At 64.8% G+C, this 26,665-nt stretch carries 25 protein-coding genes; 14 read left to right on the top strand and 11 right to left on the bottom strand.

All coding sequences use genetic code 11. From position 1 onward, the window contains the following. The first annotated feature begins 79 nt into the window (after window positions 1–79). Both xseA and QTI04_RS05485 read left to right on the top strand, forming a co-directional pair. A complete protein-coding gene (gene xseA / locus QTI04_RS05490; protein WP_286614474.1) occupies window positions 80–1,393 on the top strand; it encodes an exodeoxyribonuclease VII large subunit in 1,314 nt (437 codons plus the stop codon). A gap of 47 nt (window positions 1,394–1,440) precedes the next feature. After that, the gene (locus QTI04_RS05485; RefSeq protein WP_286614473.1) at window positions 1,441–2,022 is read left to right on the top strand and encodes a Fe-Mn family superoxide dismutase; all 582 of its coding nucleotides are present in this window, start codon (window positions 1,441–1,443) and stop codon (window positions 2,020–2,022) included. A gap of 73 nt (window positions 2,023–2,095) precedes the next feature. Here the strand turns inward: QTI04_RS05485 and QTI04_RS05480 are convergent, their stop codons facing one another. Both QTI04_RS05480 and QTI04_RS05475 read right to left on the bottom strand, forming a co-directional pair. After that, window positions 2,096–2,548 carry a DUF192 domain-containing protein gene (locus tag QTI04_RS05480; protein WP_286614472.1) on the bottom strand — a complete coding sequence of 151 codons (453 nt, stop codon included), beginning with the start codon at window positions 2,546–2,548 and terminating at the stop codon, window positions 2,096–2,098. A 184-nt stretch (window positions 2,549–2,732) separates the two neighbouring features. Next, window positions 2,733–3,050: a cell envelope biogenesis protein TolA gene (locus QTI04_RS05475; protein WP_286598976.1), complete on the bottom strand. Its 318-nt coding sequence runs from the start codon at window positions 3,048–3,050 to the stop codon at window positions 2,733–2,735. A gap of 191 nt (window positions 3,051–3,241) precedes the next feature. Here QTI04_RS05475 and icd point away from each other — a divergent pair, with 191 nt between their 5' ends. The 6 genes from icd to QTI04_RS05445 all read left to right on the top strand — a co-directional run bounded on the left by icd (window position 3,242) and on the right by QTI04_RS05445 (window position 11,089). Continuing rightward, window positions 3,242–4,501 carry an NADP-dependent isocitrate dehydrogenase gene (icd, locus tag QTI04_RS05470; RefSeq protein ID WP_286598975.1) on the top strand — a complete coding sequence of 420 codons (1,260 nt, stop codon included), beginning with the start codon at window positions 3,242–3,244 and terminating at the stop codon, window positions 4,499–4,501. Window positions 4,502–4,747: 246 nt separating this feature from the next. Beyond that, window positions 4,748–5,107, top strand: coding sequence for an ATP-dependent Clp protease adapter ClpS (gene clpS, locus QTI04_RS05465; RefSeq protein WP_286599284.1), 360 nt, complete (start codon window positions 4,748–4,750; stop codon window positions 5,105–5,107). A 54-nt stretch (window positions 5,108–5,161) separates the two neighbouring features. After that, complete coding sequence (gene clpA / locus QTI04_RS05460; RefSeq protein ID WP_286598974.1) at window positions 5,162–7,483, top strand: ATP-dependent Clp protease ATP-binding subunit ClpA; 2,322 nt, start codon at window positions 5,162–5,164, stop codon at window positions 7,481–7,483. A gap of 162 nt (window positions 7,484–7,645) precedes the next feature. Then, a complete protein-coding gene (cls, locus tag QTI04_RS05455; protein ID WP_286598972.1) occupies window positions 7,646–9,103 on the top strand; it encodes a cardiolipin synthase in 1,458 nt (485 codons plus the stop codon). A 2-nt stretch (window positions 9,104–9,105) separates the two neighbouring features. Then, window positions 9,106–10,548: an exodeoxyribonuclease I gene (sbcB, locus tag QTI04_RS05450; protein ID WP_286614471.1), complete on the top strand. Its 1,443-nt coding sequence runs from the start codon at window positions 9,106–9,108 to the stop codon at window positions 10,546–10,548. 13 nt (window positions 10,549–10,561) lie between these two features. Continuing rightward, a complete protein-coding gene (locus tag QTI04_RS05445; RefSeq protein WP_286614470.1) occupies window positions 10,562–11,089 on the top strand; it encodes a GNAT family N-acetyltransferase in 528 nt (175 codons plus the stop codon). Between the two features lie 13 nt (window positions 11,090–11,102). On the opposite strand, the gene QTI04_RS05440 is transcribed toward QTI04_RS05445, so the two are convergent. From QTI04_RS05440 to QTI04_RS05405, 8 genes are all read right to left on the bottom strand, one after another. Then, window positions 11,103–12,383 (bottom strand): amidohydrolase family protein, encoded by a 1,281-nt coding sequence (locus QTI04_RS05440; RefSeq protein WP_286614469.1) that lies wholly within the window; start codon window positions 12,381–12,383, stop codon window positions 11,103–11,105. Next, on the bottom strand, window positions 12,383–13,306 hold the full coding sequence (locus QTI04_RS05435) for an ABC transporter permease (protein WP_286614468.1): 924 nt from the start codon (window positions 13,304–13,306) through the stop codon (window positions 12,383–12,385). The genes QTI04_RS05440 and QTI04_RS05435 overlap by 1 nt, the downstream gene beginning before the upstream one ends. Beyond that, window positions 13,303–14,364 (bottom strand): ABC transporter permease, encoded by a 1,062-nt coding sequence (locus tag QTI04_RS05430; RefSeq protein ID WP_286599283.1) that lies wholly within the window; start codon window positions 14,362–14,364, stop codon window positions 13,303–13,305. The genes QTI04_RS05435 and QTI04_RS05430 overlap by 4 nt, the downstream gene beginning before the upstream one ends. Beyond that, a complete protein-coding gene (locus QTI04_RS05425; RefSeq protein ID WP_286598962.1) occupies window positions 14,361–15,890 on the bottom strand; it encodes an ABC transporter ATP-binding protein in 1,530 nt (509 codons plus the stop codon). The genes QTI04_RS05430 and QTI04_RS05425 overlap by 4 nt, the downstream gene beginning before the upstream one ends. A 23-nt stretch (window positions 15,891–15,913) precedes the next feature. After that, window positions 15,914–16,915 carry a BMP family protein gene (locus QTI04_RS05420; RefSeq protein WP_286598960.1) on the bottom strand — a complete coding sequence of 334 codons (1,002 nt, stop codon included), beginning with the start codon at window positions 16,913–16,915 and terminating at the stop codon, window positions 15,914–15,916. Between the two features lie 137 nt (window positions 16,916–17,052). After that, entirely contained in the window at window positions 17,053–17,682 is a 630-nt protein-coding gene (gene upp / locus QTI04_RS05415; protein ID WP_286598958.1) for a uracil phosphoribosyltransferase, read from the bottom strand. A gap of 57 nt (window positions 17,683–17,739) precedes the next feature. Then, a complete protein-coding gene (locus QTI04_RS05410; RefSeq protein ID WP_286614467.1) occupies window positions 17,740–19,143 on the bottom strand; it encodes a URC4/urg3 family protein in 1,404 nt (467 codons plus the stop codon). Continuing rightward, window positions 19,140–20,501: a GTP cyclohydrolase II gene (locus QTI04_RS05405; protein ID WP_286614466.1), complete on the bottom strand. Its 1,362-nt coding sequence runs from the start codon at window positions 20,499–20,501 to the stop codon at window positions 19,140–19,142. The genes QTI04_RS05410 and QTI04_RS05405 overlap by 4 nt, the downstream gene beginning before the upstream one ends. A 160-nt stretch (window positions 20,502–20,661) precedes the next feature. Between QTI04_RS05405 and QTI04_RS05400 the strand changes: the two genes are divergently transcribed. Together QTI04_RS05400 and QTI04_RS05395 are read left to right on the top strand one after the other, a co-directional pair. After that, window positions 20,662–21,231 carry a sigma-70 family RNA polymerase sigma factor gene (locus QTI04_RS05400; RefSeq protein ID WP_286598954.1) on the top strand — a complete coding sequence of 190 codons (570 nt, stop codon included), beginning with the start codon at window positions 20,662–20,664 and terminating at the stop codon, window positions 21,229–21,231. Continuing rightward, window positions 21,228–21,869, top strand: coding sequence for a DUF1109 domain-containing protein (locus QTI04_RS05395; RefSeq protein ID WP_286614465.1), 642 nt, complete (start codon window positions 21,228–21,230; stop codon window positions 21,867–21,869). The genes QTI04_RS05400 and QTI04_RS05395 overlap by 4 nt, the downstream gene beginning before the upstream one ends. An 18-nt stretch (window positions 21,870–21,887) precedes the next feature. Here QTI04_RS05395 and QTI04_RS05390 read toward each other — a convergent pair whose 3' ends face one another. Next, window positions 21,888–22,361: an Lrp/AsnC family transcriptional regulator gene (locus QTI04_RS05390; protein WP_286598949.1), complete on the bottom strand. Its 474-nt coding sequence runs from the start codon at window positions 22,359–22,361 to the stop codon at window positions 21,888–21,890. Window positions 22,362–22,565: 204 nt separating this feature from the next. Here QTI04_RS05390 and QTI04_RS05385 point away from each other — a divergent pair, with 204 nt between their 5' ends. The 4 genes from QTI04_RS05385 to QTI04_RS05370 are packed head-to-tail and all read left to right on the top strand — an operon-like array spanning window position 22,566 to window position 26,538. Further along, window positions 22,566–23,543: an ABC transporter substrate-binding protein gene (locus tag QTI04_RS05385; RefSeq protein ID WP_286614464.1), complete on the top strand. Its 978-nt coding sequence runs from the start codon at window positions 22,566–22,568 to the stop codon at window positions 23,541–23,543. Window positions 23,544–23,558: 15 nt separating this feature from the next. Beyond that, entirely contained in the window at window positions 23,559–24,488 is a 930-nt protein-coding gene (locus QTI04_RS05380) for an ABC transporter permease (RefSeq protein WP_286614463.1), read from the top strand. Further along, a complete protein-coding gene (locus QTI04_RS05375; RefSeq protein WP_286614462.1) occupies window positions 24,488–25,282 on the top strand; it encodes an ABC transporter ATP-binding protein in 795 nt (264 codons plus the stop codon). The genes QTI04_RS05380 and QTI04_RS05375 overlap by 1 nt, the downstream gene beginning before the upstream one ends. Before the next feature lie 29 nt (window positions 25,283–25,311). Next, window positions 25,312–26,538: a Glu/Leu/Phe/Val dehydrogenase dimerization domain-containing protein gene (locus QTI04_RS05370; protein ID WP_286598942.1), complete on the top strand. Its 1,227-nt coding sequence runs from the start codon at window positions 25,312–25,314 to the stop codon at window positions 26,536–26,538. Window positions 26,539–26,665: the final 127 nt, after the last annotated feature.

Below are 26,665 nucleotides of genomic sequence, written 5' to 3'. Positions count from 1 at the left end.
CTTGCTGCAGACCCTGGGGTCGTTGTGGCGACCATGGGGCCGCTTGTGGACGAATCGTGATGCGAAAAGCGGTCTGGGCATGAACGAACGTGAGCAAACACCTGCGTCAGGAGGCCGAGTCTGGGCTGTTGGAGCGCTGTGCCGAGCGGTCGCGGATTCGCTGGATGCGCGCTTCAACCCAGTCATCGTGCGGGGGGAAATCTCCGGCTTTTCTCGCGCCGGCAGCGGGCATTGCTACTTCGCGCTGAAGGACGAATTCGGCCAGTTGCGGTGTGCGATGTTCCGGCGCGCGGCAAGCCTTCTCGATTTTTCGCCCCGCGATGGCGATCAGGTCGAGGTGCGCGGCCGGCTGGCGGTCTACGAGCCGAGGGGCGACCTGCAACTTGTCGTCGAGAGCCTGCGCCGGGCCGGCCAGGGCGCGTTGTTCGAGCAATTCATGCAACGCAAGGCACGGCTGGAAGCGGAGGGACTTTTCGACGGCGCACGCAAGCGACCGTTGCCGACGATGCCGCACTCCATCGGGCTCGTGACTTCGCTTGGCGCGGCGGCGCTCCATGACGTTGTCACCGCCCTGCGCCGTCGCGTGCCGCACATCCCGGTGGTGATTGCGCCTGCGGCAGTGCAGGGCGCGAATGCTGCAGCCGAACTCGCGAGTGCGATGCAGTCGCTGTACCGTTCGCAGCCCCAAGTCGATGTCATCCTGCTGGTGCGCGGGGGCGGCTCCATCGAGGATCTGTGGTCGTTCAATGACGAGCAGCTGGCGCGCACCATTGTTCAGAGCCCCGTACCGGTCATCAGTGGCATCGGCCATGAGACCGATTTCACCATCGCGGATTTTTGCGCCGACGTCCGCGCGCCGACGCCAACGGCTGCTGCCGAACTCGTTGCGGCGCCTCGGGACTTGTGGCTCGGCGCTCTCGAACTGCTGGACGACCGGCTGCGGGAGTCGATCGCAGCGCGCGTCGATGCTTCAAATCAGCGCCTTGACGTCGCGGCCGGCCGGCTCGGGCGCCCGTCGGCGTTGGTGGGGCGGCAGAAACTCCGCCTCGCCCACAATGCGCAACGCCTGCACTACGCCGTGATATCCCGAACAGGGCGCTTCGCGCAGACCCAACAAATACTGCAAGCCGACTTGCCGCAGCGGTTTCGCGCCGTGTTCTTTCGGCAGCACGAGCGCCTCGACCGAGCGGCGCTGCGCCTGCAGTTGCTCGACCCTGCGCTGGTGTTGCAACGAGGCTATGCGTGGCTCACGAACGCGGACGGCCATGCCGTCACCAGCGTGCAGAGCCTGGCGGCCGGCGACGACGTGCACGCGCGCCTTGCCGACGGCACGGTCGATCTCAAGGTGATGCGATCGGGGACAAAGGGAACACGTCCGACGCCCGACGCGTAATTCCTTTCTAGAATCGGCCATCCCACAACCAACCCGCGAGATAAAACATGGAACTCGTTCTTCCGCCTCTGCCATACCCGTTGGACGCGCTGGCACCTGAGTATTCGAAGGAAACGCTCGAATACCACTACGGCAAGCACCACAATGCCTACGTCGTGAATCTGAACAACCTGCAAAAGGGCACGGAATTCGAGAACATGACGCTCGAGGAGATCGTCAAGAAGTCCAGCGGCGGCATCTACAACAATGCGGCTCAGATCTGGAACCACACCTTCTTCTGGAACTGCATGAAGCCCGCCGGCGGCGGCGAGCCCTCCGGCGCGCTGGCCAAGGCGATCGATGCCAAGTGGGGCACCTTCGCAGCGTTCAAGGAAGCGTTCGTGAAGTCGGCAGTGGGCAACTTCGGCTCCGGCTGGACCTGGCTGGTGAAGAAGACCGACGGTTCCGTGGACATCGTCAACACCGGCGCAGCCGGCACCCCGCTGACGACCGACGACAAGGCGCTCTTGACTGTCGACGTCTGGGAGCACGCCTACTACATCGACTACCGCAATTTGCGCCCCAAGTACGTCGAGACCTTCCTCGCGAAGCTGGTGAACTGGGACTTCGCGGCGAAGAACTTCGGTTGATCTGAGCATTTCGCCCCCACGAAAAGCCGACCCTTGGGTCGGCTTTTTGCTGCCTCAGGGCTTTGGCGAGCGCTCAGCGCCGGCTTGCGAAGAGTTCGCCGCCCAGCTTGCTGCCTTCCTTGATGTTCTTGCGGGCGAACCAGCCCTGGTTCATCTCCAGCACGAAGCGAACCGGTTCCTTCGAGCAATGCGAATCTTCGGACATGGGATTCATGTCGACCAGGTTCACGATCCGGCCGTCGTCCGCGACAAAGGCGGCCGTCAGCGGAAGCAGGGTGTTCTTCATCCAGAAGCACTGAGTGGCCGGCTGCTCGAACACGAAGATCATGCCCTCGGCTTGGGGCATTTCCTTGCGGAACATCAGCCCAATCTGGCGCTGTTCGGGGGTCTGGGCGATCTGTGCATCGATCTGATACATCCCGGCGGTGAATTTGGTTCGCTGGAGATTGCTTTGCGGCTCCTGGGCTTGCGCAAAAGTCAGCAATGCGGCCGACAGCGCCAAAAAGGCGAAAAAACGCTGGAACATGGGTCGACTTTCGAGACGGCAACTCAAACAAGAATGCCCGCGGATGCGGGCATGGCCAATTGGGCTTGGAGCTTACCTCTTATTCCGGGGAATTACCTGTCCGGCACCTGACCAGAGGGGGCGGTGCACGCGCGGACGAAAAAAAAGCGTTCCGGAGAACGCTTTTTCATGACAGATCGACCAATCAGTTGGGCGTGCCGCCTTGCGGGTTCACCTTGCGAACGCTGCCATCCTTGTTGCGGCGGCGATCGCTGCGGGTGTTGGCGCGAGCCTGACCTGCGGCGGTTGCCTTGTTCTGGGTCAGGCCACCGCTACCTTCAGCGGTGTTGGCCGTGTCGCCAGTCGGCTGACGGACTTGGCCTTGGGGCTTGTCGGCGCGGCGCTCGGTCGCGCGTTGCTGGGACTTGGTGTTGGTCTGGGGGGCGGCTTCTTGCGAGGTGCCTTGTGCGTATGCGCCAGCTGCGAACAGGCCGGCCATCATGACTGCGAGAACTTTGCTCATTACGGATTCCTCAATGGAAATGGTTGTAAACGCCTCCCGGCCAGCAGAAGGTCAGTCAACAACGGAGCCAATATGGCTGTGGTTGACAGATTCTTCGGCCTCCTCCGGTTGCGTCTAAAATTCTAAGGGTATTCAGGCGGCTGGAAACGTAGTGTCTTCCAGCGTTCATTTCATGCGGAGTTCTTGTTCTCATGTCCAGCTATCAGCACATCAAAGTCCCGGCCGAAGGTCAGAAGATCACGGTCAACGCCGACAACTCGCTGAATGTGCCTGACCAGCCGATCATTCCGTTCATCGAGGGCGACGGCACCGGCTTCGACATCACCCCCGTGATGCTCAAAGTCGTCGATGCCGCCGTGGCCAAGGCCTATGGCGGCAAGAAGAAGATTCACTGGATGGAGGTCTACGCCGGCGAGAAATCGACCAAGGTCTATGGCCCCGACGTCTGGCTGCCCGAAGAAACGCTCCACGCCGTCCGCGACTACGTGATCTCCATCAAGGGCCCGCTGACGACACCCGTCGGCGGCGGCATCCGTTCGCTGAACGTCGCGCTGCGCCAGGAACTGGACTTGTACGTCTGCCTGCGGCCTATCCAGTATTTCGAAGGCGTCCCGAGCCCCGTGAAGGAGCCGCAAAAGACCAACATGGTGATCTTCCGCGAGAACTCGGAAGACATTTACGCAGGCATCGAGTTCGAGGCCGAGAGCGACAAGGCGAAGAAACTCATCAAGTTCCTGCAGGACGAATTCGGCGTCAAGAAGATCCGCTTTCCGAACACCTCGGGCATTGGCATCAAGCCGGTTTCACGCGAAGGCACCGAGCGCCTGGTGCGCAAGGCGATCCAGTACGCAATCGACAACGACAAGCCCAGCGTCACGATCGTGCACAAGGGCAATATCATGAAGTTCACCGAAGGCGGTTTCCGCGACTGGGCTTATGGCTTGGCAGCCAAGGAATTCGGCGCCGAACTGATCGATGGTGGCCCTTGGATGAGGTTCAAGAACCCCAAAACGGGCAAAGAAATTACCGTCAAAGATTCGATTGCTGATGCATTCCTACAACAGATCCTGCTGCGCCCGGCCGAATACAGCGTGATCGCTACACTGAACCTGAACGGCGACTACGTGTCCGACGCCCTGGCCGCACAGGTCGGCGGCATTGGAATCGCCCCGGGCGCGAACCTGAGCGACACGGTCGCCATGTTCGAAGCCACCCACGGTACGGCACCGAAGTACGCCGGCAAGGACTACGTGAACCCCGGTTCCGAAATCCTGTCCGCCGAAATGATGCTGCGCCACATGGGTTGGATCGAGGCGGCCGACCTGATCATCAGCTCGATGGAAAAATCCATCGTCAGCAAAAAGGTCACCTACGACTTCGCGCGCCTGATGGACGGAGCCACCCAGGTGAGTTGCTCGGGCTTCGGCCAGGTGATGATCGACAACATGTAAATCATCGCCCAGGCGTCCTCGGACGCTGCGCCAGCAAAGCCCCGGGCCGCAAGGCAACGGGGCTTTTTTGTTGCACATCTTGCGCGCATGGGCGGCTTGCGAACATTTTCTGGGTCGATCAGGGCACGCAGTTTGCATGCATCGAACATCCAGTTCCAGCCGCATCCGCCTTGAATGTCACAAAGCTGCCTCCAGTTGTGTCACTACGGCAAGTGCAACGCGCGGCTGCTCTATAAAATGATTTTCATGGCTACCAGAATCCCCTCGACCCCCAAGACGCCCCCGGCCTCGAAGCCGAGGCGGGACGACGGTGATGCGGTCGTTCTTGAACGGCGGCCGCAGAAGACCGCGCCGCCCCAGATGTTCCAGGTCGTGATGCTGAACGACGACTACACGCCGATGGAGTTCGTGATCGTCGTGATCCAGGAGTTCTTCAACAAGGACCGGGAAACCGCCACGCAGATCATGCTCAAGATCCATCTCGATGGTCGCGGCGTGTGCGGGGTCTACTCCCGTGACATGGCGGCAACCAAGGTCAATCAGGTGATGGAAGCGGCCCATCAGGCCGGGCACCCGTTGCAATGCGTCAGTGAACCGGTTGAATAAACCGCGCTCCAACCCATCTGAGAAATTATTTACAGCAAGGCAAAAGGAAATCACATGATTGCCCAGGAACTGGAAGTCAGCTTGCACATGGCTTTTGTCGAAGCCAGGCAGCAGCGCCACGAGTTCATCACGGTGGAGCACCTGCTGCTCGCTTTGCTGGACAACCCGAGTGCCGCAGAGGTTCTGCGCGCGTGCTCGGCGAACGTCGACGACTTGCGCGCGTCGCTCACCAACTTCATCAAGGACAATACGCCCCAGGTGGCGGGTACCGACGATGTCGACACCCAGCCGACGCTGGGTTTCCAGCGCGTGATCCAGCGCGCCATCATGCATGTGCAATCCACCGGCAACGGCAAGAAGGAAGTCACCGGCGCCAACGTGCTGGTCGCGATCTTCGGTGAAAAGGATTCTCATGCCGTCTACTACCTGCATCAGCAGGGCGTGACGCGCCTCGATGTCGTGAACTTCATCGCGCACGGCATCAAGAAGAGCGATCCGCCGGAAGCCGCCAAGGGCAACAACGACGCGTCTTCGGGCGAGGGCGAAGAGGGCGGCGGCGAGAAGAACGAGAAGTCTTCCCCGCTGGAGCAGTTCACGCAGAATCTCAACCAGCTAGCCAAGGAAGGCAAGATCGATCCGCTCATCGGCCGCGAGTACGAGGTCGAGCGCGTGATCCAGATCCTGTGCCGCCGCCGCAAGAACAACCCGCTGCTGGTGGGTGAGGCTGGCGTAGGCAAGACGGCGATCGCCGAAGGCCTCGCGTGGCGCATTACCCAGAACGACGTGCCGGAGATCCTGGCGGAGTCCAACGTCTACTCGCTCGACATGGGCGCGCTGCTGGCCGGTACCAAGTACCGTGGTGACTTCGAGCAACGCCTGAAGGGCGTCCTCAAGTCGCTCAAGGACAAGCCGAACGCGATCCTGTTCATCGACGAGATTCACACGCTGATCGGCGCTGGCGCTGCTTCGGGCGGCACGCTCGATGCGTCCAACCTGCTCAAGCCGGCGCTCTCGAGCGGCCAGCTCAAGTGCATCGGTGCCACCACCTTCACCGAATACCGCGGCATCTTCGAAAAGGATGCGGCCCTGTCGCGTCGCTTCCAGAAGGTCGACGTGGTCGAGCCGACCGTGCAGGAAACCGTCGACATCCTGAAGGGCCTGAAGTCGCGCTTCGAAGAGCACCATGGCGTGAAGTACGGCGTGGCCGCGCTCCAGGCCGCTGCCGAGTTGAGCGCCAAGTACATCAATGACCGTCATCTGCCCGACAAGGCGATCGACGTGATCGACGAAGCTGGCGCCGCTCAGCGCATCCTGCCCGCGAACAAGCGCAAGAAGACCATCAGCAAGACCGAGGTCGAGGAAATCGTCGCCAAGATCGCGCGCATTCCACCGGCCAACGTGTCGAACGATGACCGCGGCAAGCTGCAGACGATCGAGCGCGACCTGAAGAGCGTCGTGTTCGGCCAGGACAAGGCCCTCGAAGTGCTCGCTTCGGCGGTCAAGATGGCGCGTTCGGGCCTGGGCCGCGAAGACAAGCCGATCGGCTCGTTCCTGTTCAGCGGTCCCACGGGCGTCGGCAAGACCGAAGCGGCCAAGCAGCTCGCCTACATCATGGGCATCGAGCTGATCCGCTTCGACATGTCGGAGTACATGGAGCGCCATGCCGTGAGCCGCCTGATCGGCGCGCCTCCGGGCTACGTTGGATTCGACCAAGGCGGCCTGCTGACCGAAGCGATCACGAAGAAGCCGCACGCGGTGCTGCTGCTCGATGAAATCGAGAAGGCGCACCCGGACATCTTCAACGTGCTGCTGCAGGTCATGGACCATGGCACCCTGACGGACAACAACGGGCGCAAGGCCGACTTCCGCAACGTGATCATCGTGATGACCACCAATGCGGGTGCCGAGACCATGAACAAGGCGACGATCGGCTTCACCAATCCGCGTCAGGCGGGCGACGAAATGGCCGACATCAAGCGCCTGTTCACGCCGGAGTTCCGTAATCGCCTGGACGCGACCGTGAGCTTCAAGGCGCTCGACGAGCAGATCATCCTGCGCGTGGTGGACAAGTTCCTCCTGCAACTCGAGACCCAGCTTGCCGAGAAGAAGGTCGATGTCACCTTCACCGATGTGCTGCGTAAGCACCTCGCGAAGAAGGGCTTCGATCCGCTGATGGGTGCTCGCCCGATGCAGCGACTGATCCAGGACACGATCCGTCGTGCCTTGGCCGACGAATTGCTCTTCGGTCGCCTCCAGGAAGGTGGTCGCCTGACCGTCGACCTGGACGACAAGGAAGAAGTGCAGCTCGACATTCAGCCGCTGGCCAAGAAGGAGGGCAGGGCGAAGCCGGAGGCCGAAGAGGCAGCTACTGGCTAACTGGCTCACCCCCAGGCTTGCCCACTTCGTGTGGCCGCCCACCCCCTTGCAGGGGGCAATACCAGCGGACCGGCTGAGCCGGATCCGCGGTATTTCTGGACAATCGAGAAAGGCCGGTAGCATCGCTGCCGGCTTTTTTCATTTTCAGAACCGCTTTTTCCCTTGATCGTCCCCGAGCTCAGCCAGGAATGGAAGACTGGCCTCTCCCTTGCATGGAGCGGCTACATCGCGGTGCTTTCCGTCTGGATCGTGATGCAGAAGCGCGCGCCGGTGTCGACGATGAGCTGGATTCTCTCGTTGGCACTGCTGCCGTTCGCTGGGTTCGTCATCTATTACTTCCTGGGGCCTCAGCGGCTGAAGAAGCAGCGACTCAAGCGCTTGCGCAGCCGCGCGAGCGCCCAGTCGTCAGCGGATCTCGCGCTGCTGAGGGATGCGGCCGAGCAGGCGCCGCCTGCCTTGCGTCAGATGGCAGCGCTGGGTACGGCATCCTGCGGATTGCCGGTGTCGAGCGCGACGTCGGCCGAACTGCTTTCTGGCGGCGCCCGTACCTTCGATGCGATCTTCGAGGCGATCCGGAATGCGCGCGACCATGTGCACCTCGAGTACTACATCTTCGAGCCGGACCAGATCGGCACTGCGCTGCGCGATCTGCTGATCGAACGCGCGCGCGAAGGCGTCGCGGTGCGGCTGCTGCTCGACGCACTGGGCTCCAAGCGCATCGGCCGCAAGTTCATGGCGCCGATGCATGAGGCCGGCATCCGTGTTGCGCTCTTCCATGACACTCGCATCGGCCGGCGCCTCCGGCCTGTGACCAACTACCGGACCCACCGCAAGATCGTCGTGTGTGACGGGCGCGTCGGCTTTACGGGCGGCGTCAACATCACCGATGAGGAAGACTCCCGCACGCGCGAGGATGCCTATCACGACGTTCACCTGCGCATCGAGGGGACCGCAGTTCGCTGGCTGCAGACCACCTTCCTCGAGGATTGGACCTACGCGACCGGCGAAGACCCGCGTGAGATGGGTCGAACCATGGCGCGGTTGCTGCCGCGCCTTCCCGCGCACGAGGGCGTCGGCGAGATACCGGTGCAGATCGTCACGAGCGGGCCGGACAACCTGCTCGAGCCGATCCACCGCATGCACCTGGCGGCGATCCAGTCGTCCGAGCATCGCGCCTGGCTCACCACGCCGTACTTCGTGCCCGGCGAGCCAGCTCTGATGGCGCTCACGAGTGCTGCATTGCGAGGTGTCGACGTGCGGCTCCTGGTGCCGCGGCGGAGCGATTCGCTGATCGTGAGCGCGGCGGCCCGCTCGTATTACGACGAACTGATCGCAGCCGGTGTCAAGGTGTGGGAATACAAGGCGCGCATGCTGCATTCGAAGACACTCGTGGTCGACGACAACTGCGCGATGATCGGCACCGCCAATTTCGACAACCGGAGCTTCCGGCTCAATTTCGAGGTCTGTGCCGTGATCTACGGCCCAGCTCTCGCCAAGCCGCTCGTCGCGCAATTCGAGACCGATCTTCGCAGTGCGTCGCCGATCCGGGGCCAACGGCGCCAGAGTTTTCTGCGCCGCCTCGGCGATTCGATCGCACGCCTGTTTTCCCCCTTGCTTTGACAATGCCCCCTCACACTTTCCTCTGGCACGACTACGAAACCTTCGGTGCCGTGCCGCGCCGCGACAGGCCTTCACAATTTGCCGCCATCCGCACCGACGCCGAACTCAACGAGATCGGTGAGCCGCTGATGATCTATTGCAAGCCCGCGCCCGACTACCTGCCAAGCCCGGTGGCCTGCCTCATCACTGGCATCACGCCGCAGCAGTGCCTGGAGCGCGGCATCCCCGAGCACGAATTCGCGGCGCACATCGAGCAGGCGTTCTCGCAGCCGGGCACCATCGGCGTCGGCTACAACACGATCCGCTTCGACGACGAAGTCACGCGCTTTCTGTTTTGGCGCAATCTGATCGACCCGTATGCACGCGAATGGCAGAACGACTGCGGCCGCTGGGACCTGCTCGACGTGGTGCGGCTGACCTACGCGCTACGTCCCGACGGCATCGAATGGCCGAAGAAGGCCGATGGCAGCCAGAGCTTCAAGCTCGAAGACCTGGCGCGCGCCAACGGGTTGCTCCACGATGCCGCTCACGATGCGCTCTCGGACGTGCGCGCGACCATTGCGTTGGCGCGGCTCGTTCGCGACAGGCAACCCAAGCTTTTCGACTTCGCTTTCGCGCTGCATCGCAAGGATCGCGTCGCCTCCGAACTCGGCCTGCCCGCCACACGGGACTCTGCGCGGCCTTTCCTGCACGTCTCCGGCATGTTCCCGGCCGAACGAGGTTGCCTGGGCGTCATGTGGCCGCTGGCCACCCACCCGACCAACAAGAACGAGTTGATCGCGTGGGACTTGGCCCACGACCCTAGCGAACTGTGCGATCTCGACGTGGCGACACTTCGCCTGCGCCTCTTCACGCGCACCGCCGAATTGCCCGAGGGCGTGGCGCGGCTGCCGGTGAAGGGAGTGCACCTCAACAAGTCGCCGATGGTGGTCGGCAACCTCAAGACCTTGTCGCCCGTCATGGCCACACGCTGGGGCATCGACATGGAGGCTGCGATGCGCAACGCCGAAGTGGCGGCTGCGCTGCCCGACATGAGCGCCATCTGGCCGCAGGTCTATGAACGGCCGCGGGAAGGCACGCCCGACGTCGATGAAGACCTCTATGGCGGATTCGTCGGCAACGGCGACCGGCGACGACTGACCCAGTTGCGCAGCCTGTCGCCGACCCAACTCGCGCAGGCACGCACCGGCTTCGACGATCCACGGCTTGAAGAACTGTTGTTCCGCTACCGCGCGCGCAACTTCGTCGAGACGCTCAGCGACGAAGAAGCCGAGCGCTGGGAGGCGCACCGCGTCGCGCGCCTGCTCGAAGGCGAGGGCGGTGCGCGCAATGTCGACGAACTGTTCGCCGAGATCGACACGCTGGCCGAGACCGCGGACGAGCGCGCGGAACAGATACTCGGCGAGTTGTATGAGTATGCAGAGGCCATTGCACCGGCCGTCTGAACAGGAACCCGCGATGTCCCCCACTACCGTGCGCCGTCTGGCGCCCGCCGATGCCGCTCCCTACCGGGCGCTGATGCTCGAAGGCTACGAACGGCATCCCGACGCATTCACCTCCAGTGCGGACGAACGCGCGGCGTTGCCGATGTCGTGGTGGGAATCTCGGCTGGATGTATCGCCGCAGGCTGGCCAAATCGTCCTGGGTGCATTCGACGAAGACCGGCTCGTCGGTGCCACCGGCCTCCAGTTCGAGCCGCGCGGAAAAGCGCGGCACAAGGCCAACCTGTTCGGCATGTTTGTCGCGCCTTTGGCCCGCCAGGGCGGCGTGGGGCGTCTGCTCGTAAAGGCTGCGCTGGCGCAAGCTGCTTCGCGTGAAGGGGTGAAGGTCGTGCAACTGACCGTCACGGAAGGCAATGCCGCCGCGCAGACGCTCTACGAAAGCTGCGGATTCGTGTCCTTCGGCGTGGAGCCCTTCGCTGTGGCGCTGGGCTCGACCTTCCTGTCCAAAGTCCACATGTGGTGCCTGGTGGGTTCGCTGGGCTGAGGCCTGCTTGCCCTCAGCCGAGCGGAATCATCCACCCGGTCTCGGCCGCGCGGCCGGACAGATGGAGCGCCGCCGTGGCGGCCGGCGTCTCCGCCAACAGCCGGCCCTTGCGATACACCTTGAGCCGCGCCGCGCGCAGGCGGATGGCCTCCACCGGATCGCGCGCCTGCAGCAGCACGAAGCTCGCATCGCATCCGGCTTCGAGCCCGTAGCCTTCGAGATGAAACACCTTGGCCGCGTTCACGGTGACCGCGTCGAAACATTGGCGAATGCCGTGCTGGCTGGTCATCTGTGCCACATGCAGCCCCATGTGCGCCACCTCCAGCATGTCGCCCGAGCCCATGCCGTACCAGGGGTCCATCACGCAGTCGTGGCCGAAGGCGACGTTCACGCCCGCGGCCATGAGTTCGGGCACGCGCGTCATGCCACGGCGCTTTGGGTAGGTGTCGTGGCGGCCTTGCAACGTGATGTTGATGAGCGGGTTCGACACCACGCCGACGCCACTTTCGGCGATGAGCGGCAGCAGCTTGCTCACGTAGTAGTTGTCCATCGAATGCATCGACGTGCAATGCGAGCCCGTCACCCGACCCTGCATCCCGAGGCGCTGCGCCTCGAAGGCCAGCGTCTCGATGTGGCGCGACAGCGGATCGTCCGACTCGTCGCAGTGCATGTCGACCAGCTTGCCGCGCTCGGCCGCGATCTCGCACAGCAGCTTCACGCTGGCGGCGCCGTCGGCCATCGTGCGCTCGAAGTGTGGAATGCCGCCGACCACGTCCACGCCCTTGTCGAGCGCGCGCTTCAGGTTCTCCACCCCGGCCGGTGAGCGCAGCACGCCATCCTGCGGAAAGGCGACGAGTTGCAGGTCAAGGTAAGGCGCCACGCGACGCTTGACTGCGAGCAGCGCATCGACCGCGAGCAGGCTGGGGTCGCTCGTGTCGACGTGGCTTCGGATCGCGAGCAGCCCCTTGGCGACCGCCCAGTCGCAATACGCCAATGCACGCTCGATCAATGCTTCGGCCGTCAGCAACGGCTTGAGTTCGCCCCACAGCGCGATGCCTTCCAGCAGCGTGCCGCTTTCATTGACGCGGGGCAGGCCGTAGCTGAGCGTCGCATCCATGTGGAAATGCGGGTCGATGAAATGCGGCGTGACGAGAAAGCCTTGCGCATCGAGCTTTTCGGCTGCCGGCGCATCGAGCCCGGCCGTCACCTCGGCGATGCGGCCGTCCTGCACGGCGATCGACATGCCGGTGCGGCCGTCGGGGAGGGTAGCGTCGTGGACGAGGAGGTCGAGCATCACCTCTCTCCTTTTCGATAGGGTTTCATCAGGGCTTGTGGATAGCTTGCCTTGCGCGCCACCAGCACCAGCGCGAGGATCGACAGCAGGTAGGGCAGCATCAGGTAGATCTGGTAGGGCAGCACGGCGTCGCCAGATTGCTGCAGACGCAATTGCAGCGCATCGAAGAAGGCGAACAGCAACGCACCCAGCAGTGCCTTGCCGGGCCGCCAGGAAGCGAACACCACCAGCGCCACGCAGATCCATCCGCGGCCGTTGATCATGTTGAAGAAGAACGCATTGAAGGCCGACAGCGTGAGAAAGGAGCCTGCCACCCCCATCAGCGCCGAGCCCGCGACGATCGCGCCCGTGCGCGTGGCCGCGACCGAGACGCCCTGGCCTTCGGCCGCCTGCGGGTTCTCGCCGACCATGCGCACGGCCAGTCCTGCGGGCGTGCGGTAGAGGACGTAGGCGACCACCGGCACCATCAGCAGTGCAAGGAGCGTGAGCGGCGTTTGCGCGTCGAGCACCGGGAAGTGAAGCCATTCCATCGGCGCGAAGGGCGTCACGGTCGGCGGCGTGTTCACCTTAGGAAAACTCACGCGATAGCCGTAATAGCTCAACGCCGTCGCCAACAACGTGATGCCAAGCCCGGACACGTGCTGCGAGAGTGCCAATCCCACGGTCAGGAAAGCGTGCAGCAGCCCGAAAACCGCTCCCGTCAGCGCAGCCGCTGCGACGCCCACCCACAACGGCGCCCCTGCATACACCGCCAGCCAGCCTGCAAAGGCTCCGGCAACCATGATCCCCTCGATGCCGAGATTCAACACACCCGCGCGCTCGCACAGCAGCACGCCGAGCGTGCCGAAGATCAGGGGTGTGGCAATGCGCAGCACCGCAACCCAGAAGGAGGCGTTCGAAAGAATGTCCGCCACATCGGTCATTTCATTCGCACCCGGTATTGCGTCAGCAAGGTCGCGACCAGCACGGCGATCAACGAGGCGGCCACGATCACGTCTGCGATGTAGGTCGGCACCCCGATGGCGCGGCTCATGGTGTCGGCACCGACCAGCACGCCGGCCACGAACACCCCCGCAGCCAGGACGCCCAGCGGATGCAGCCCGGCCAGCATCGCGATCACGATGCCGCTGTAGCCGTAGCCCGGGGACATGTCGAGCGTGACGTAGCTCGTGCGGCCGGCGACCTCGATCGCGCCCGCCAGCCCGGCCAGCGCGCCGGAGAGCAGCGCCACCAGCACCACCGTGCGCGTGACCGGTACGCCCGCGAAGGCCGCGGCGCGTGCGTTCGCGCCGACCGCGCGGATGTCGAAGCCGATCACCGTGTACTTGAACAGCGCCCAAACGATGACCGACAGCGCGCCGGCCCACAGCAGTCCGGTGTGCACACGCGTCTGCGCGATCAGCTTGTTGAGTTCGAGTTCGGACTGCAGCGACACGCTCTGCGGCCAGCCCATCGCCGTCGGATCCTTCATGGGGCCATCGAGCATGGCCGAGACGCCGAGCAGCACGATGAAGTTGATCAGCAGCGTGGTCACGACTTCGTCGACGCCCAGCTTGTTCTTCATCAGCGCCGGGCCGAGCAGCAGCAAGGCGCCTGCGGTCGCGGCGGCCAGCATCATCAGCGGGTACAGCAGCCAGAGCGGCAGATCGAAGCCGGTGCCGCCGTGCATGCCGCCCACGGCCACTGCGGCGAGCGCCCCGGCGTAGAGTTGTCCTTCGGCGCCGATGTTGAAGAGCCGCGCCTTGAAGGCGACGGTGGCGGCCAGCCCCGTGAGGATCAAGGGGATGGCGCGGGTAAGGGTCTCGCTCCACGCGAACACCGAACCGAAGCCGCCCTGCAAGAGAAGCGCATACGTGCGACCCACTGGCGCGCCGGCCCACAGCACGAGCAGAGTGCTCACCAGCAAGGTGAAAGCGACCGCGCCGAAGGGCGCAAGCACCAATGCCGCGCGCGATGTCCCATGGCGGCGTTCCAGCCTCATGCCTTCGAGCCCGCCATCGCCAGGCCGATTGCTTCGCGCGTCCATGCCGACGCCGCGCGGGGCTCGCCCAGTTGGCCGCCGTGCATGACGGCGACGCGATCGCCCAGCGTCAGCACCTCGTCGAGGTCGTCCGAGATCAGCAGCACCGCGGCGCCGGCGTTGCGCGCCGCGATCAGTTGTTGCTGCACATAGGCAACGGCGCCGATGTCCAGCCCCCACGTCGGCTGATGCGCGACGATGAGCCGCGGGATGCGGCTCTGCGCGGGAGCGGACGCCGGCGCGAGCAGCGCCCGCCCGAGAATGAGCTTCTGCATGTTGCCGCCGGAGAGCGACCGCGCCGGCGATTCGAGCCCGGCTCCTCGCACGTCGTAGGCCTTCTCCACGCTGCGGGCATGCGCCTTGGCAGCGCCGCGCCGGACCCAGAGCCAGCGCGAAAACGCCCGGCTGCGCAGCCGCTCGGACACGGCGTTCTCCCACACCGGCAGGTCGCCCACCACGCCGACCGCGTGCCGGTCTTCGGGAATGCGCGCCACGCCGCGCTGCACCAGCCGGGCCGGCGACGGGGCCAGCGCGCGCCCCATCAGCCTCACCGTGCCAGCGATCGCGCGACGTGTGCCGCTCAGCAACTCGGCCAGCGCCACCTGCCCATTGCCGGACACGCCCGCGATGGCGGTGATCTCGCCGGCCTTGAGCGTGAGCGTCACGTCCTGCAGTCGATCGTGCCCGCTGCCCGTCGTCCGTACGTGGTCCAGCACGCAGACCGCATCGCCGACACGCTGCGCGGGCCGCCGCACGGTGCCTTCAACCGCATGGCCGACCATCCACAGCGCGAGCTGCGCCTGCGTGGTGTCGCTGGTCCGCGCCTGCGCCACCAGCTTGCCGCCGCGCAGCACGGCGATACGGTGTGAAACGCGCAGCACCTCGGCCAGCTTGTGGCTGATGAAGATGATCGACAGGCCCTGCGCCACCATCTGCGCCAGCGTGTGGAACAAGGCCTCGCTTTCCTGCGGCGTGAGCACGGCCGTGGGTTCGTCGAGGATCAGGATGCGCGCATCACGGTACAGCGCCTTGAGGATCTCCACACGCTGACGCTCGCCCACGGACAGACTGCCCACCAGCGCATCCGCCTGCACCGGCAGGCCGAAGCGCCGAGCCACGTCCAGCAGCTTGGCGCGCGCCGCGCTGCGGCGCGAGAAAGGCTGCCACAGCGACTCCGTACCCATCAGCACGTTGTCCAGCACGCTGAGGTTGTCGGCCAGCGTGAAATGCTGGTGCACCATGCCGATGCCCGCGGCCAGTGCCGCCTTCGGATTGCCCGGCGCGAGCGGGCGGCCGAACACCTCGATGCTGCCTTCGTCGGCGACGTAGTGCCCGAACAGGATGGACATCAGCGTGGACTTGCCCGCGCCGTTCTCGCCGAGCAGCGCCAGCACCTCGCCGGCCTGCAGGTCGAGAGAGATGTCGTCATTGGCCACCAGCGCGCCGAAGCGCTTGGTGATGCCGCGCAGGGCAAGGACTTGGGCCAAGAAGAGCTACTTGGGGGTGAGCTTCACTTCGCGGTTGATTTGGGCTGGCCGTCGTCCACCTTGACCGTGAACTTGCCCGAGAGGATGTCCGCCTGCTTCGCCTTGACCTTGGCGGCGATGTCGGCCGGCACCTTATTCTCGAAGGTACCCAGCGGTGCCAGCTCGGAGCCCTTGTGCTTCATCATCGAGTAGGGGCCGTAGTCCTCGGCGGTGAACTTGCCTTCCTTGACCAGCTTGATCGCGCGGTCGGCCGAGGGCTCGAAGTTCCAGAGCGCGGAGGCCGCCACCGTGTCGGGGTACTTATCCTGCGTGTTGATCACATTGCCGATGGCGAGCTTGCCCTTTTCCTTGGCCGCGTCGCTCACGCCGAAGCGCTCGGCATACATGACGTCGGCGCCCTTGTCGATCATCGCGAAAGCCGCTTCCTTGGCCTTGGGCGGATCGAACCAGCTGTTGATAAAGCTCACGCTGAACTCCACCTTCGGGTTCACTTCCTTGGCGCCGGCCATGAAGGCGTTCATCAGTCGATTCACCTCCGGGATAGGGAAACCGCCGACCATGCCGATCTTGTTCGTCTTGGTCATGCCCCCGGCGACCATGCCCGAGAGATAGGCCGGCTCCTGGATGTAGTTGTCGAACACCGAAAAATTCGGCGCCTGTGGCTTGAGGGACGATCCCATCAGGAAGGCCGTCTTGGGAAAGTCCTTCGCCACCTTGCGCGCCGCCGCTTCGACACCGAACACCTCGCCCAGGATCAACTGGTTGCCCGCCGTCGCGTACTCGCGCATGACGCGCTCGTAGTCCGCGTTCGCAACGTTCTCGGTCGCGGTGTATTCAATCTCGCCACGCGCCTCCGCCGCCTTCAGCGCCTTGTGGATGCGCCCCACCCATTGCTGCTCGAAGGGCACGGTGTACACCGCCGCCACCTTCAGCTTGGCCTGCGCGAACGCGAGGCCCGGCACCCCGGCGGCAAGCGCCGCTGCAATGGCGACCGAACGAATGATGATCTGACGGCGTGCTGTCACGGTGCTTCTCCTCGAGTTAAAAAATCGACGCTCTTATTCGTGAAACACCGCGGAACCGGCTTCGCCGGGCCGCTGGCGTTGCCCCCGGCAGGGGGTAGGCGAAGCGACACGAAGTGCACGCAGCCTGGGGGCGAGCTTCATTTGGTGCCGAAGATGCGGTCGCCGGCGTCTCCGAGGCCGGGCAGGATGTAGCCGTGGCTGTTGAGTTCACGGTCGATGGCAGCGGTATAGATCGGCACATCGGGATGCGCGTCCTGCATCGTCTTGACGCCTTCGGGGCAGGTCAGCAGGCAGACGAACTTGATCGACTTCGGATTCAGTTCCTTGAGACGCTCGACCGCCGCCACTGCCGAATTGCCGGTGGCCAGCATCGGATCGACCACGATCGCATCGCGCTCTTCCATGCCGCCGGGCATCTTGAAGTAGTACTCCACCGCGGTCAGCGTCTTGGGGTCGCGGTACAGGCCGATGTGGCCGACGCGCGCGCCCGGAATCACGCTGAGCATGCCGTCCAGGATGCCGGTGCCCGCGCGCAGGATCGACACCAGCACCACCTTCTTGCCGTCGATGACCTTCGCGTTCATCGTCTCGAGGGGGGTTTCGATCTCGATGTCCTGCATCGCCATGTCGCGCGTGACCTCGTAGGCCATCAGCATGCTGATTTCATTGAGGAGGCGCCGGAAGCTGTTGGTGCTGGCCTCCTTGCGCCGCATCAGCGTGAGCTTGTGCTGGACGAGGGGGTGGTCGACGAGGTGGACGTTGCTCATGGGTGGTCGAGAAAGCGGCTGGGCGTTCTTGTCGTTGTGAAAAAAAGTGGGTGGAGTCTAGAAGACGGTGCCGTCGCTCTCGATGCGCAGGGGTGGCGCACCGTCACGCAAGCGCTGTGCCATGACTCTTCCGGCAGCCCAGGTTCCGCCTTCGAGCACGCGGGCCAGCGGCAGGTCTTCCTCGGTGCGGCCGAGCACCTTGCGCACGCGAGGCGCCAGTTCGTCGAGCAGGGCGACGGTGAGTGCGCGCCATTCGACGATGAATTCGTCGCTCACCTTCCAGTCGCGCTGAAGCAAGGCCGGGTCCTTCGGAACGATCATGCCGCTGTCGATCAGCAGGCCGCCGTTGCGGTATTCGGGCAGCGCGGTCAGCGCCTCGAGATGGCGCACCTTGACGCCGGCCCATTCGAAGGGCTCGAGCATCGAGTAGGTGAGCCACTGCGAGAGCTTGTGAAACGGCATCCAGCCTCGGGTCAATCCCGGGCCCGGCACCGCGCTATGTCGCCAGCAGTCGCCCAGCGCGAGCGCCGGGTCGCCGGTGCCGCCGGGTGCATCGCTGCCGTCTGCCGCAATGCTGTCGATCGCATTGGAGGCCGGCCAGATGCCGGAGAGCGATTCGAGCAGCAGAGAGAGGATCTCGTGCGCGGTGACCTCGGCGGTCGGCGGCGCGGCAGGACCGTAAGGGCCGACCAGTGCATCGAACAGCCCGCCGGGACGACCATCGTCGCCGAACACTTCGGGCTGTTCGCTCATCGCCTCGCCGAGCCGGCGCAGCAGCGTCGCGCGCCCCGTGAGTCCGACCAGCGGATTGACCGCATTGACCTGGAAGGCATCGCCGAGCCTGTCAGTGACGAGCGCGCGCAATCCTGCGGAATCGGCTTGCAGGGGCTGCGCGGGATTCGACGAGAACAGGCCGCTCGTGAAGGCGTGGAAGCTCGCGACGCCCAGCCCTTCGGAGCGCGTGAAGCGCTGACCCGTGGCGGCCTCGATGTAGTGCCAGTCGGGACCGGCGCCAGCATCCAGCAGCACGCTCACCAGCACGAGGTCGATATGCGCGCGGGCGCGCTGGGTGGAATTCGCACTGCCCAGTAGCTCGTCGAGCATCTTGACCCGATTCACGCCGCCGGCTTCGAAATGGCGCCAGCGGCTGTGGTACGGAATGGGGCTCCAGGGGTAGCGGTCGCGCGTCACTTCGGCCACGGTGCGCGCCGTGTCTTCGAGTGCATTGTCTGCACCGATCGTGAACCACTGCGATTCGCCGGCACGCGCCCGTGCCAGCAGGGCCGCCGCGCGGCTGCGCACCGCCTGCGTCGTGCGCAGGTAGGCAGCGGCGCCGACGGGGTGCTCGGTGTCGGGCAAGAATTCGGTAGCGGGGTCGACATGCCCTTCGGAGTCGACGCTGCGCACAGCCGGATTGGAAGTCGGTCGATTCGGGTCCAGCCCGTAGTTGTCCTTGCTCATTGGTCCAGTTTCCGGCCCTTGGCCTTCTTGAGTTCCTCGGCATCAGGCACGACGCCGGGCGTGAAATAGCCGGCCGCCATCTTGGCGTCCATCTCGACGCGTGCGTCGGCCGGGATCAGTTCGTCGGGGATGTTCACGCGCGTTCCGATCTCGATGCCGGAGCCGGTGATGGCGTCGAACTTCATGTTGCTCATCGACACCAGGCGGTGGATCTTGCGGATGCCGAGCCAGTGGAAGACGTCGGGCATCAGCTCCTGGAAGCGCATGTCCTGCACGCCGGCCACGCATTCGGTGCGCGCGAAATACTGGTCGGCCGTGTCGCCGCCCACCTGGCGCTTGCGAGCGTTGTAGACCAGGAACTTGGTCACCTCGCCGAGCGCGCGGCCTTCCTTGCGCGAGTAGGCGATGAGCCCGACACCGCCGCGCTGCGCGCCCTGGATGCACTCCTCGATGGCGTGCGTGAGGTACGGCCGGCACGTGCAGATGTCGGAGCCGAACACGTCGGAGCCGTTGCACTCGTCGTGGATGCGCGCCGTCAGCTCGACATCGGGGTTGGCGAGGTCGCGCGCGTTGCCGAAGATGTAGAGGGTCTGGCCGCCGATGGGCGGCAGGAACACTTCCAGGTCGGAGCGTGTCACCAGCTCGGGGTACATGCCGCCTGTTTCCTCGAAGAGCACGCGGCGCAGGTCGGTTTCGGAGCAGCCGAAGCGCTTGGCGACCGCGGGGAGATACCACACGGGCTCGATCGCCGCCTTGGTGACCATCGCCGCGCCGCCGGCCGTCAGGAACTTGCCGTCGGCCTTGAGGCGGCCCTTCTGCAAGGCCTCGATGACCTCCGGCAAGATCACGTGCGCCTTGGTGATCGCGATGGTCGGACGGATGTCGTAGCCGGCAGCTAGCTCGGTCGAGAACACATCCGCCACCACGGCGCCCCAGGGATCGAGCGAGACGATCTTGCCGGGCTCGCTCCATTGCGGGTAGGGGCCGATGGCATCGGTCGGCGCCGTGTTGGTGAGGTCCGCCTTGTGGTGCGGCGACAGGGCGCCCGAGGCTACGGCCAGCGCGCGATAGACGCTGTACGAGCCGCTGTGCGTGCCGATCACGTTGCGATGCGCTCGCTTGGTCGTGGTGCCCACCACCGGTCCGCGTTCGGCCGCGGTGGCTGCCCCCCATTGGATCGGCAATGCGCCGAATCCACCGGCGTGCGAGGTCAGGCGGATGTGGCTGCGTTGAGGGGATGAGCCGGGATACACCGGCGAGATCGACACCGACTCGGGTGGCGCGACGTCAGGGGAGGGCTCGGTAGACGCGGAGGAAAGCGATGGAGAGGAAGGAGTCGGAACGGTGTCGACAGACATTGCAGGCCCTCAAAAACCGCAATGTACCGAGGGCTCCCATAACTGGCAAGCAACCGCATACGCCATTCGTCGTAATGCGCTGCGCAGGCTGGGGCAACGGCACAATCCGCCGGATCACTTTTTCTGGATGTGCCTGTAACCGGCCGACTCGAAAGCACGAATGACCAGTGGGAGCCCGTTGGCGAAGAGCGACGCGGAGCGCGTACTGCACGACCTCTTCGTGCGCGGCCTCGAAGGCGACGCAGCGGCCTATCGCGCGTTCCTGCAGAAACTCAGCACGCACCTTCGGGCGTTCCTTGCCAGGCGCCTGTTCGGCTGGCCCGATGAAGTGGAAGATCTCGTTCAGGAATGCCTTCTCGCCATGCACAACCAGCGCCATACCTACCAGAGCGACCAGCCGCTGACGGCCTGGGTGCATGCGATCGCGCGCTACAAGATGATCGACCTGCTTCGCGCGAAGGCCGGCCGCGAGGCGCTGCATGAGCCGCTGGACGACGACCTCGCCGTCTTCGCCGAATCGGCCACCGAAGCCAGCGATGCGCGCCGCGACATCGCCGGCCTGCTCGACACCCTGCCGGACCGGCACCGCCTGCCCATCGTGCACGTGAAGCTCGAAGGCCTGTCGGTCGCCGAGACCGCAAAGCTCACCGGCATGTCGGAGTCGGCGGTCAAGGTGGGCATCCACCGCGGCCTGAAGGCGCTGGCGCTGAAGATCAAGGAGTCCATGTGAAGACCGACGACCTTGTCGCGATGCTCGCCACCGGCGCCGCGCCGGTGCCGCGGCGCGCGGCTTCGCGCAGGCTGTCCGTCGCGCTGCTGGTCGGCGTGCCGCTGTCCTTTGCGTGGATGCTGTACGAATACGGCATGCGCCGCGACTTGATCCAGGCGCTGTTCTGGCCGATGTTCTGGGTCCGCCTGGCGCTCCCGATCTGCGTGGCCATCACCGGCTTCGTGATCGTGCAGCGACTGGCGCGGCCCGGCGCGCGCGTTCGCAAGGCCTGGCTCGGGCTGGCCGTGCCCCTGGTCGTCATCTGGGTGTTGGCGCTCGTGATCCTGATGTCATCTCCGGCAGAAGAGCGCCCGACGTTGATCATGGGACAGACGTGGCGCACCTGCGCGACGAACATCGCGACGATTTCCCTGCCCGTGTTCGTGGCCGCGCTGATCGCATTGAAAGGACTTGCGCCGACGCGGCCCGCGCTGGCCGGTGCCGCTGCCGGTGCGATGGCGGGCGGCGCTGGCGCTGCGGTCTACGCGCTGCACTGCATCGAGCTGGCGGCGCCCTTCATTGCGATCTGGTATGTCGTGGGCATCTTGCTGCCGGCGGTGCTGGGCGCCTTGATGGGGTCCCGCATCCTTCGCTGGTAATCCCGAGGCCTCTACGCTTCAGTCCGGCAAGGGCAGGGCGCTGGTGCACTTGAATTCGTCGAGGCAGACGCTGGAACGCACCCCGTCGACGCCCGGAAGGCGCATCAGCTTGTCGATCAGGAACTGCGACAGGCCCTTCAGGTCGCGCGCGATGACTTTGATCACGAAGTCGTAGTCGCCGGTGATCGAGTAGCACTCCAGGACCTCCGGCAGGTCGGTCACCACGTCGGTGAACTTCGACATGTCTCGGATGTGGCCCTTTTCCATGGCGACGAGGATGAACGCCACGACGTGCAGGTCCAGCCGTGCGGCGTCCAGGCGCGTCTCGTAGCGCGCGATGAAGCCCGCTTCCTCCAGCCGCCTGTGGCGGCGATGGCATTGCGCGGGCGACAGGCCGGCGGCCGCTGCCACCTCCAGGTTGGATGCGCGTCCGTGCTCCTGGAGGAAGCCGAGGATCTTGCGGTCGACGCGGTCCAAATCGGGCTCTTGCAAGTTCGTCTCCTTGTTGTGTGAATAGAAGAAATTATCTTGCGCTTCCGAGGGTTCGCCCCAACGCGTGATGAAAGCAGATTCTCCGTGCAAAAAATCACACTTACTCCCCTGGAACGCAGTCTATCGACGCGGTCCTGGCAGGCGCCCGACCGGGGCGTCTTCCGAAATTGAACCCTGCCGACTATTTCTCATCAGGACTCCAAAGTGCAATATTCTTTCTTGCGTTCTTCCTTGACCCTGGTTGCCGTCGCGCTCGCCGGCGCTGCCGCCCCCAGCCACGCCACCGACAAGACCGTGTCGGTCGCAGTCACCTCGATCGTCGAACACAAGGCCCTCGATGCCGTGCGGGATGGCGTCAAGGACGAACTGAAGTCGGCCGGCTTCGAAGCCGGCAAGAACCTGAAGTACGAGTACCAGAGCGCGCAAGGCAACAACGGTACGGCGGCGCAGATCGCCCGCAAGTACGTCGGTGAACGGCCGGACGTGATCGTCGCCATCGCCACGCCGTCGGCCCAAGCCGTGGTGGCCGCGAGCAAGGACATCCCGGTCGTCTACAGCGCGGTCACCGATCCGGTCGCCGCCAAGCTGGTCAAGGGCTGGGAGGCCTCGGGGACCAACGTCACCGGCGTGTCCGACCTCTCGCCGCTGGACAAGCATCTGGAGCTGATCAAGCGGGTCGTGCCCAACGCCAAGCGCGTCGGCGTGATCTACAGCCCGGGCGAAGCCAATTCGGTGTCGATCATCGAGGCGCTGAAGAAAGCCATGCCGGCCGCCGGCATGACGCTGGTGGAGGGCGCCGCGGCGCGCACCGTCGACGTGGCCGGTGCGGCGCAGAGCCTGATCGGCAAGGTCGACGTGATCTACGCACCCACGGACAACAACGTGATGTCGGCGTTTGAAGGCATCGTCAAGGTGGCGCAGCAGGCCAAGATTCCCGTGGTCGCGGCGGACACCGACGCGGTCAAGCGCGGCGCCGTTGCGGCACTGGGCCTCAACTACTACGACATCGGCCACCAGACCGGCAAGATCGTGGTGCGCATCCTCCAGGGCCAAGCGCCGGGGACGATCGCCTCTCAGACCAGCAGCACCTTCGAGCTGCACGTCAATCCGGGTGCTGCGCTGAAGCAGGGCGTGACGCTTCCGGACGAGCTGGTCAAGTCCGCCAAGGTTGTGGTCAAGTAAGCGGGCGTCGCCAACATGTCGCTCATTGCCTCCCTCGGTGCGATCGAGATCGGGCTGATCTTCGGGCTGGTTGCCCTGGGGGTCTTCCTCTCGTTCCGCATCATCAACTTCCCCGACCTCACGGTCGACGGCAGCTTCCCGCTCGGCGGTGCAGTCGCCGCGGCGCTGATCGTGGCGGGCTGGAATCCGTTCGCCGCGACGGCGGCGGCGATCCTGGCCGGCGCGCTCTCCGGCTACCTCACCGCATGGCTGAACGTGCGGCTGCGCATCATGCAGTTGCTCGCCAGCATCCTGGTGATGATCGCGCTCTATTCGGTGAACCTGCGCGTGATGGGCAAGCCCAACATCGCGCTCATCGACGAGCCGACGGTCTTCAGCATGGTCGCGTTCGGCGGCATGCCCGACTACGTCCTCAAGCCGCTGGTGCTGCTGGTGATCGTGGTCGCGGCCAAGGTCCTGATCGATCTCTTCTTTGCATCGGAAGCCGGCCTGGCCATGCGTGCCACAGGTGGCAATCCGCGCATGGCCCGGGCGCAGGGCATCTCGACCGACCGACAGACGGTGTGGGGCCTGGCGCTGTCCAACGGGCTGGTGGCGCTGGCCGGTGCCCTGTTCGTGCAGAGCCAGGGCGGCGCCGACATCTCGATGGGCATCGGCACGATCGTCGTCGGCCTCGCGGCGGTGATCATCGGCGAGACCATCCTGCCGGCGCGCAGCCTGGTCATCACGACCCTCGCTTGCGTCCTCGGGGCGGTGCTCTACCGCTTCTTCATCGCGCTCGCGCTGAACAGCGATTTCATCGGCCTGAAGGCCCAGGACCTGAACCTTGTGACCGCCGTGCTGGTCGCGTTCGCGCTGCTCGTTCCCGGCTACAAGCGCAAGCTCGCCGGACTCAGGCCGGGCGCTCGCCGCATCGCGGCCACCACTGTCAAGGAGGCCCGCTGATGTTGCACGCCAAAGGCTTGGAGATTACGTTCAACCCCGGCACGCCGATCGAGAACCGGGTGCTGCGAGGGCTCGACCTGAAGATTCCGACGGGGCAGTTCGTCACCGTCATCGGTTCGAACGGCGCCGGCAAGTCGACTTTCCTGAATGCCGTCAGCGGCGACCTGATGGTCGATTGCGGCACCATCCGCATCGACGACGAAGACGTTACCCGCCGCCCGGCATGGGAGCGATCGAATCTCGTCGCCCGCGTCTTCCAGGATCCGATGGCCGGCACCTGCGAAGCACTCACGATCGAGGAAAACATGGCGCTGGCCTGGAAGCGCGGTGCGCGCCGCACCTTCGGCTTCTCGCTGACGCGCAGCCTGCGCGAACTCTTCCGCGAGAAGCTCAGCATTCTCAACCTCGGGCTCGAGAACCGGCTGGCCGACCGCATGGGATTGCTCTCCGGCGGGCAGCGCCAAGCCGTCAGCCTGTTGATGGCGTCGCTGCAACCGTCGCGCATCCTGCTGCTCGACGAGCACACGGCGGCGCTCGATCCGAAGACGGCCGCCTTCGTGCTCGAACTCACCGCCCGCATCGTCGAGGCCGGCAAGCTCACGGCCATGATGGTCACGCACAGCATGCGCCAGGCGCTCGACTACGGCACACGCACGGTGATGCTGCACGAGGGGCGCGTGATTCTGGACGTGAAGGGTGATGAGCGTGCGGGCATGGACGTGTCCGACCTTCTGCACATGTTCGAGCAGACGCGCGGCGAAAAACTCGACGACGACAAATTGCTTCTTGCCTGACACCGACTCCCAATATTTGAAGGACTGAGATGAAAGAACTGTTGAACCGTTTCGAGAACAAGGCTCCCGAGATCGTCTTCGAGTGGCACGACGCCGAGACGCCGGCCAAGGGCTGGGTTGTCATCAATTCGCTGCGCGGCGGCGCCGCGGGTGGCGGAACGCGCATGCGCCCGGGGCTGGATCGGCGGGAGGTCGAGTCGCTGGCCAAAACCATGGAAGTCAAGTTCAGCGTCTCCGGCCCAGCCATCGGCGGCGCCAAGTCGGGCATCGACTTCGACCCGGCCGACCCGCGCAAGAACGACGTGCTGCGCCGCTGGTACAAGGCCGTGACGCCCTTGCTGAAGAGCTACTACGGCACCGGCGGCGATCTGAACATCGACGAGGTGCATGAGGTGATTCCGATCACCGAGAGCTACGGTCTTTGGCATCCGCAGGAAGGCGTGGTCAACGGACATTTCGCGCCGAGCGACAGCGAGCGCATTCAGAAGGTCGGCCAGCTTCGCATGGGCGTGGCCAAGGTCGTCGAGGACCGGAGCTACTCGCCGGACATCACGCGCAAGTATGTGGTGGCCGACCTGATCACGGGCTGGGGCGTGGCTGAATCGGTATTGCACTACTACCGGCTCTACGGCGGACAGATCGCCGGCAAGCGCGTCATCGTGCAGGGCTGGGGCAACGTCGGCTCGGCCGCCGCGTACTACCTGGCGCAGGCTGGCGCGCGGGTGGTCGGCATCATCGACCGCGAAGGCGGGCTGCTGAATCCGGATGGATTCACACTCGATCAGGTTCGCCAGCTTTTCCTCGAAAAGAAGGGCAACCAGCTGTCGGCCAAGTACATGCTCCGGTTCGACGAAATCGACGAACTCATCTGGAGCGCCGGCGCCGAAGTTTTCCTGCCTTGCGCCGGTTCGCGGCTCGTGACGCAGGCGCAGGTCGATGCGCTCGTCAAGGGCGGACTCGAAGTCGTGGCCAGCGGCGCCAATGTGCCGTTTGCGGATCGCGAGATCTTCTACGGGCCGATCTACGAGAAGGCGGATTCGCAAGTCGCCGTCATCCCGGACTTCATCGCCAATTGCGGCATGGCGCGCGCCTTCGCGTTCCTGATGCAGGATGACGCCGAGATTTCCGACGCGGCCATCTTCAGCGATGTCTCGCGCACGGTGGCCGCCGCGTTGGAGCGATGCCATGCGGGGTCCAGCGCGCGAACCGGCATTGCGCGCACGGCGTTCGAGAATGCGCTGACCGAGCTTGTCTGATGGCGCTGGCGGGCTGATATGGCCCGTTTTGTCAAGCGAGCGCGAGGTGTTTCCTCGCGAAGCTTCGCGACAGCCCATGGGGACGACGAAGTCTAAAAAGGCGTCACACCGGCACCTTGGGACTCGA

The organism is Variovorax sp. J22R115, assembly GCF_030317005.1.
Taxonomy (GTDB): Bacteria; Pseudomonadota; Gammaproteobacteria; order Burkholderiales; family Burkholderiaceae_C; genus Variovorax.
Note: the sequence above shows the minus strand (reverse complement) of the source record. Positions and strands in the feature narration are given on the sequence as shown.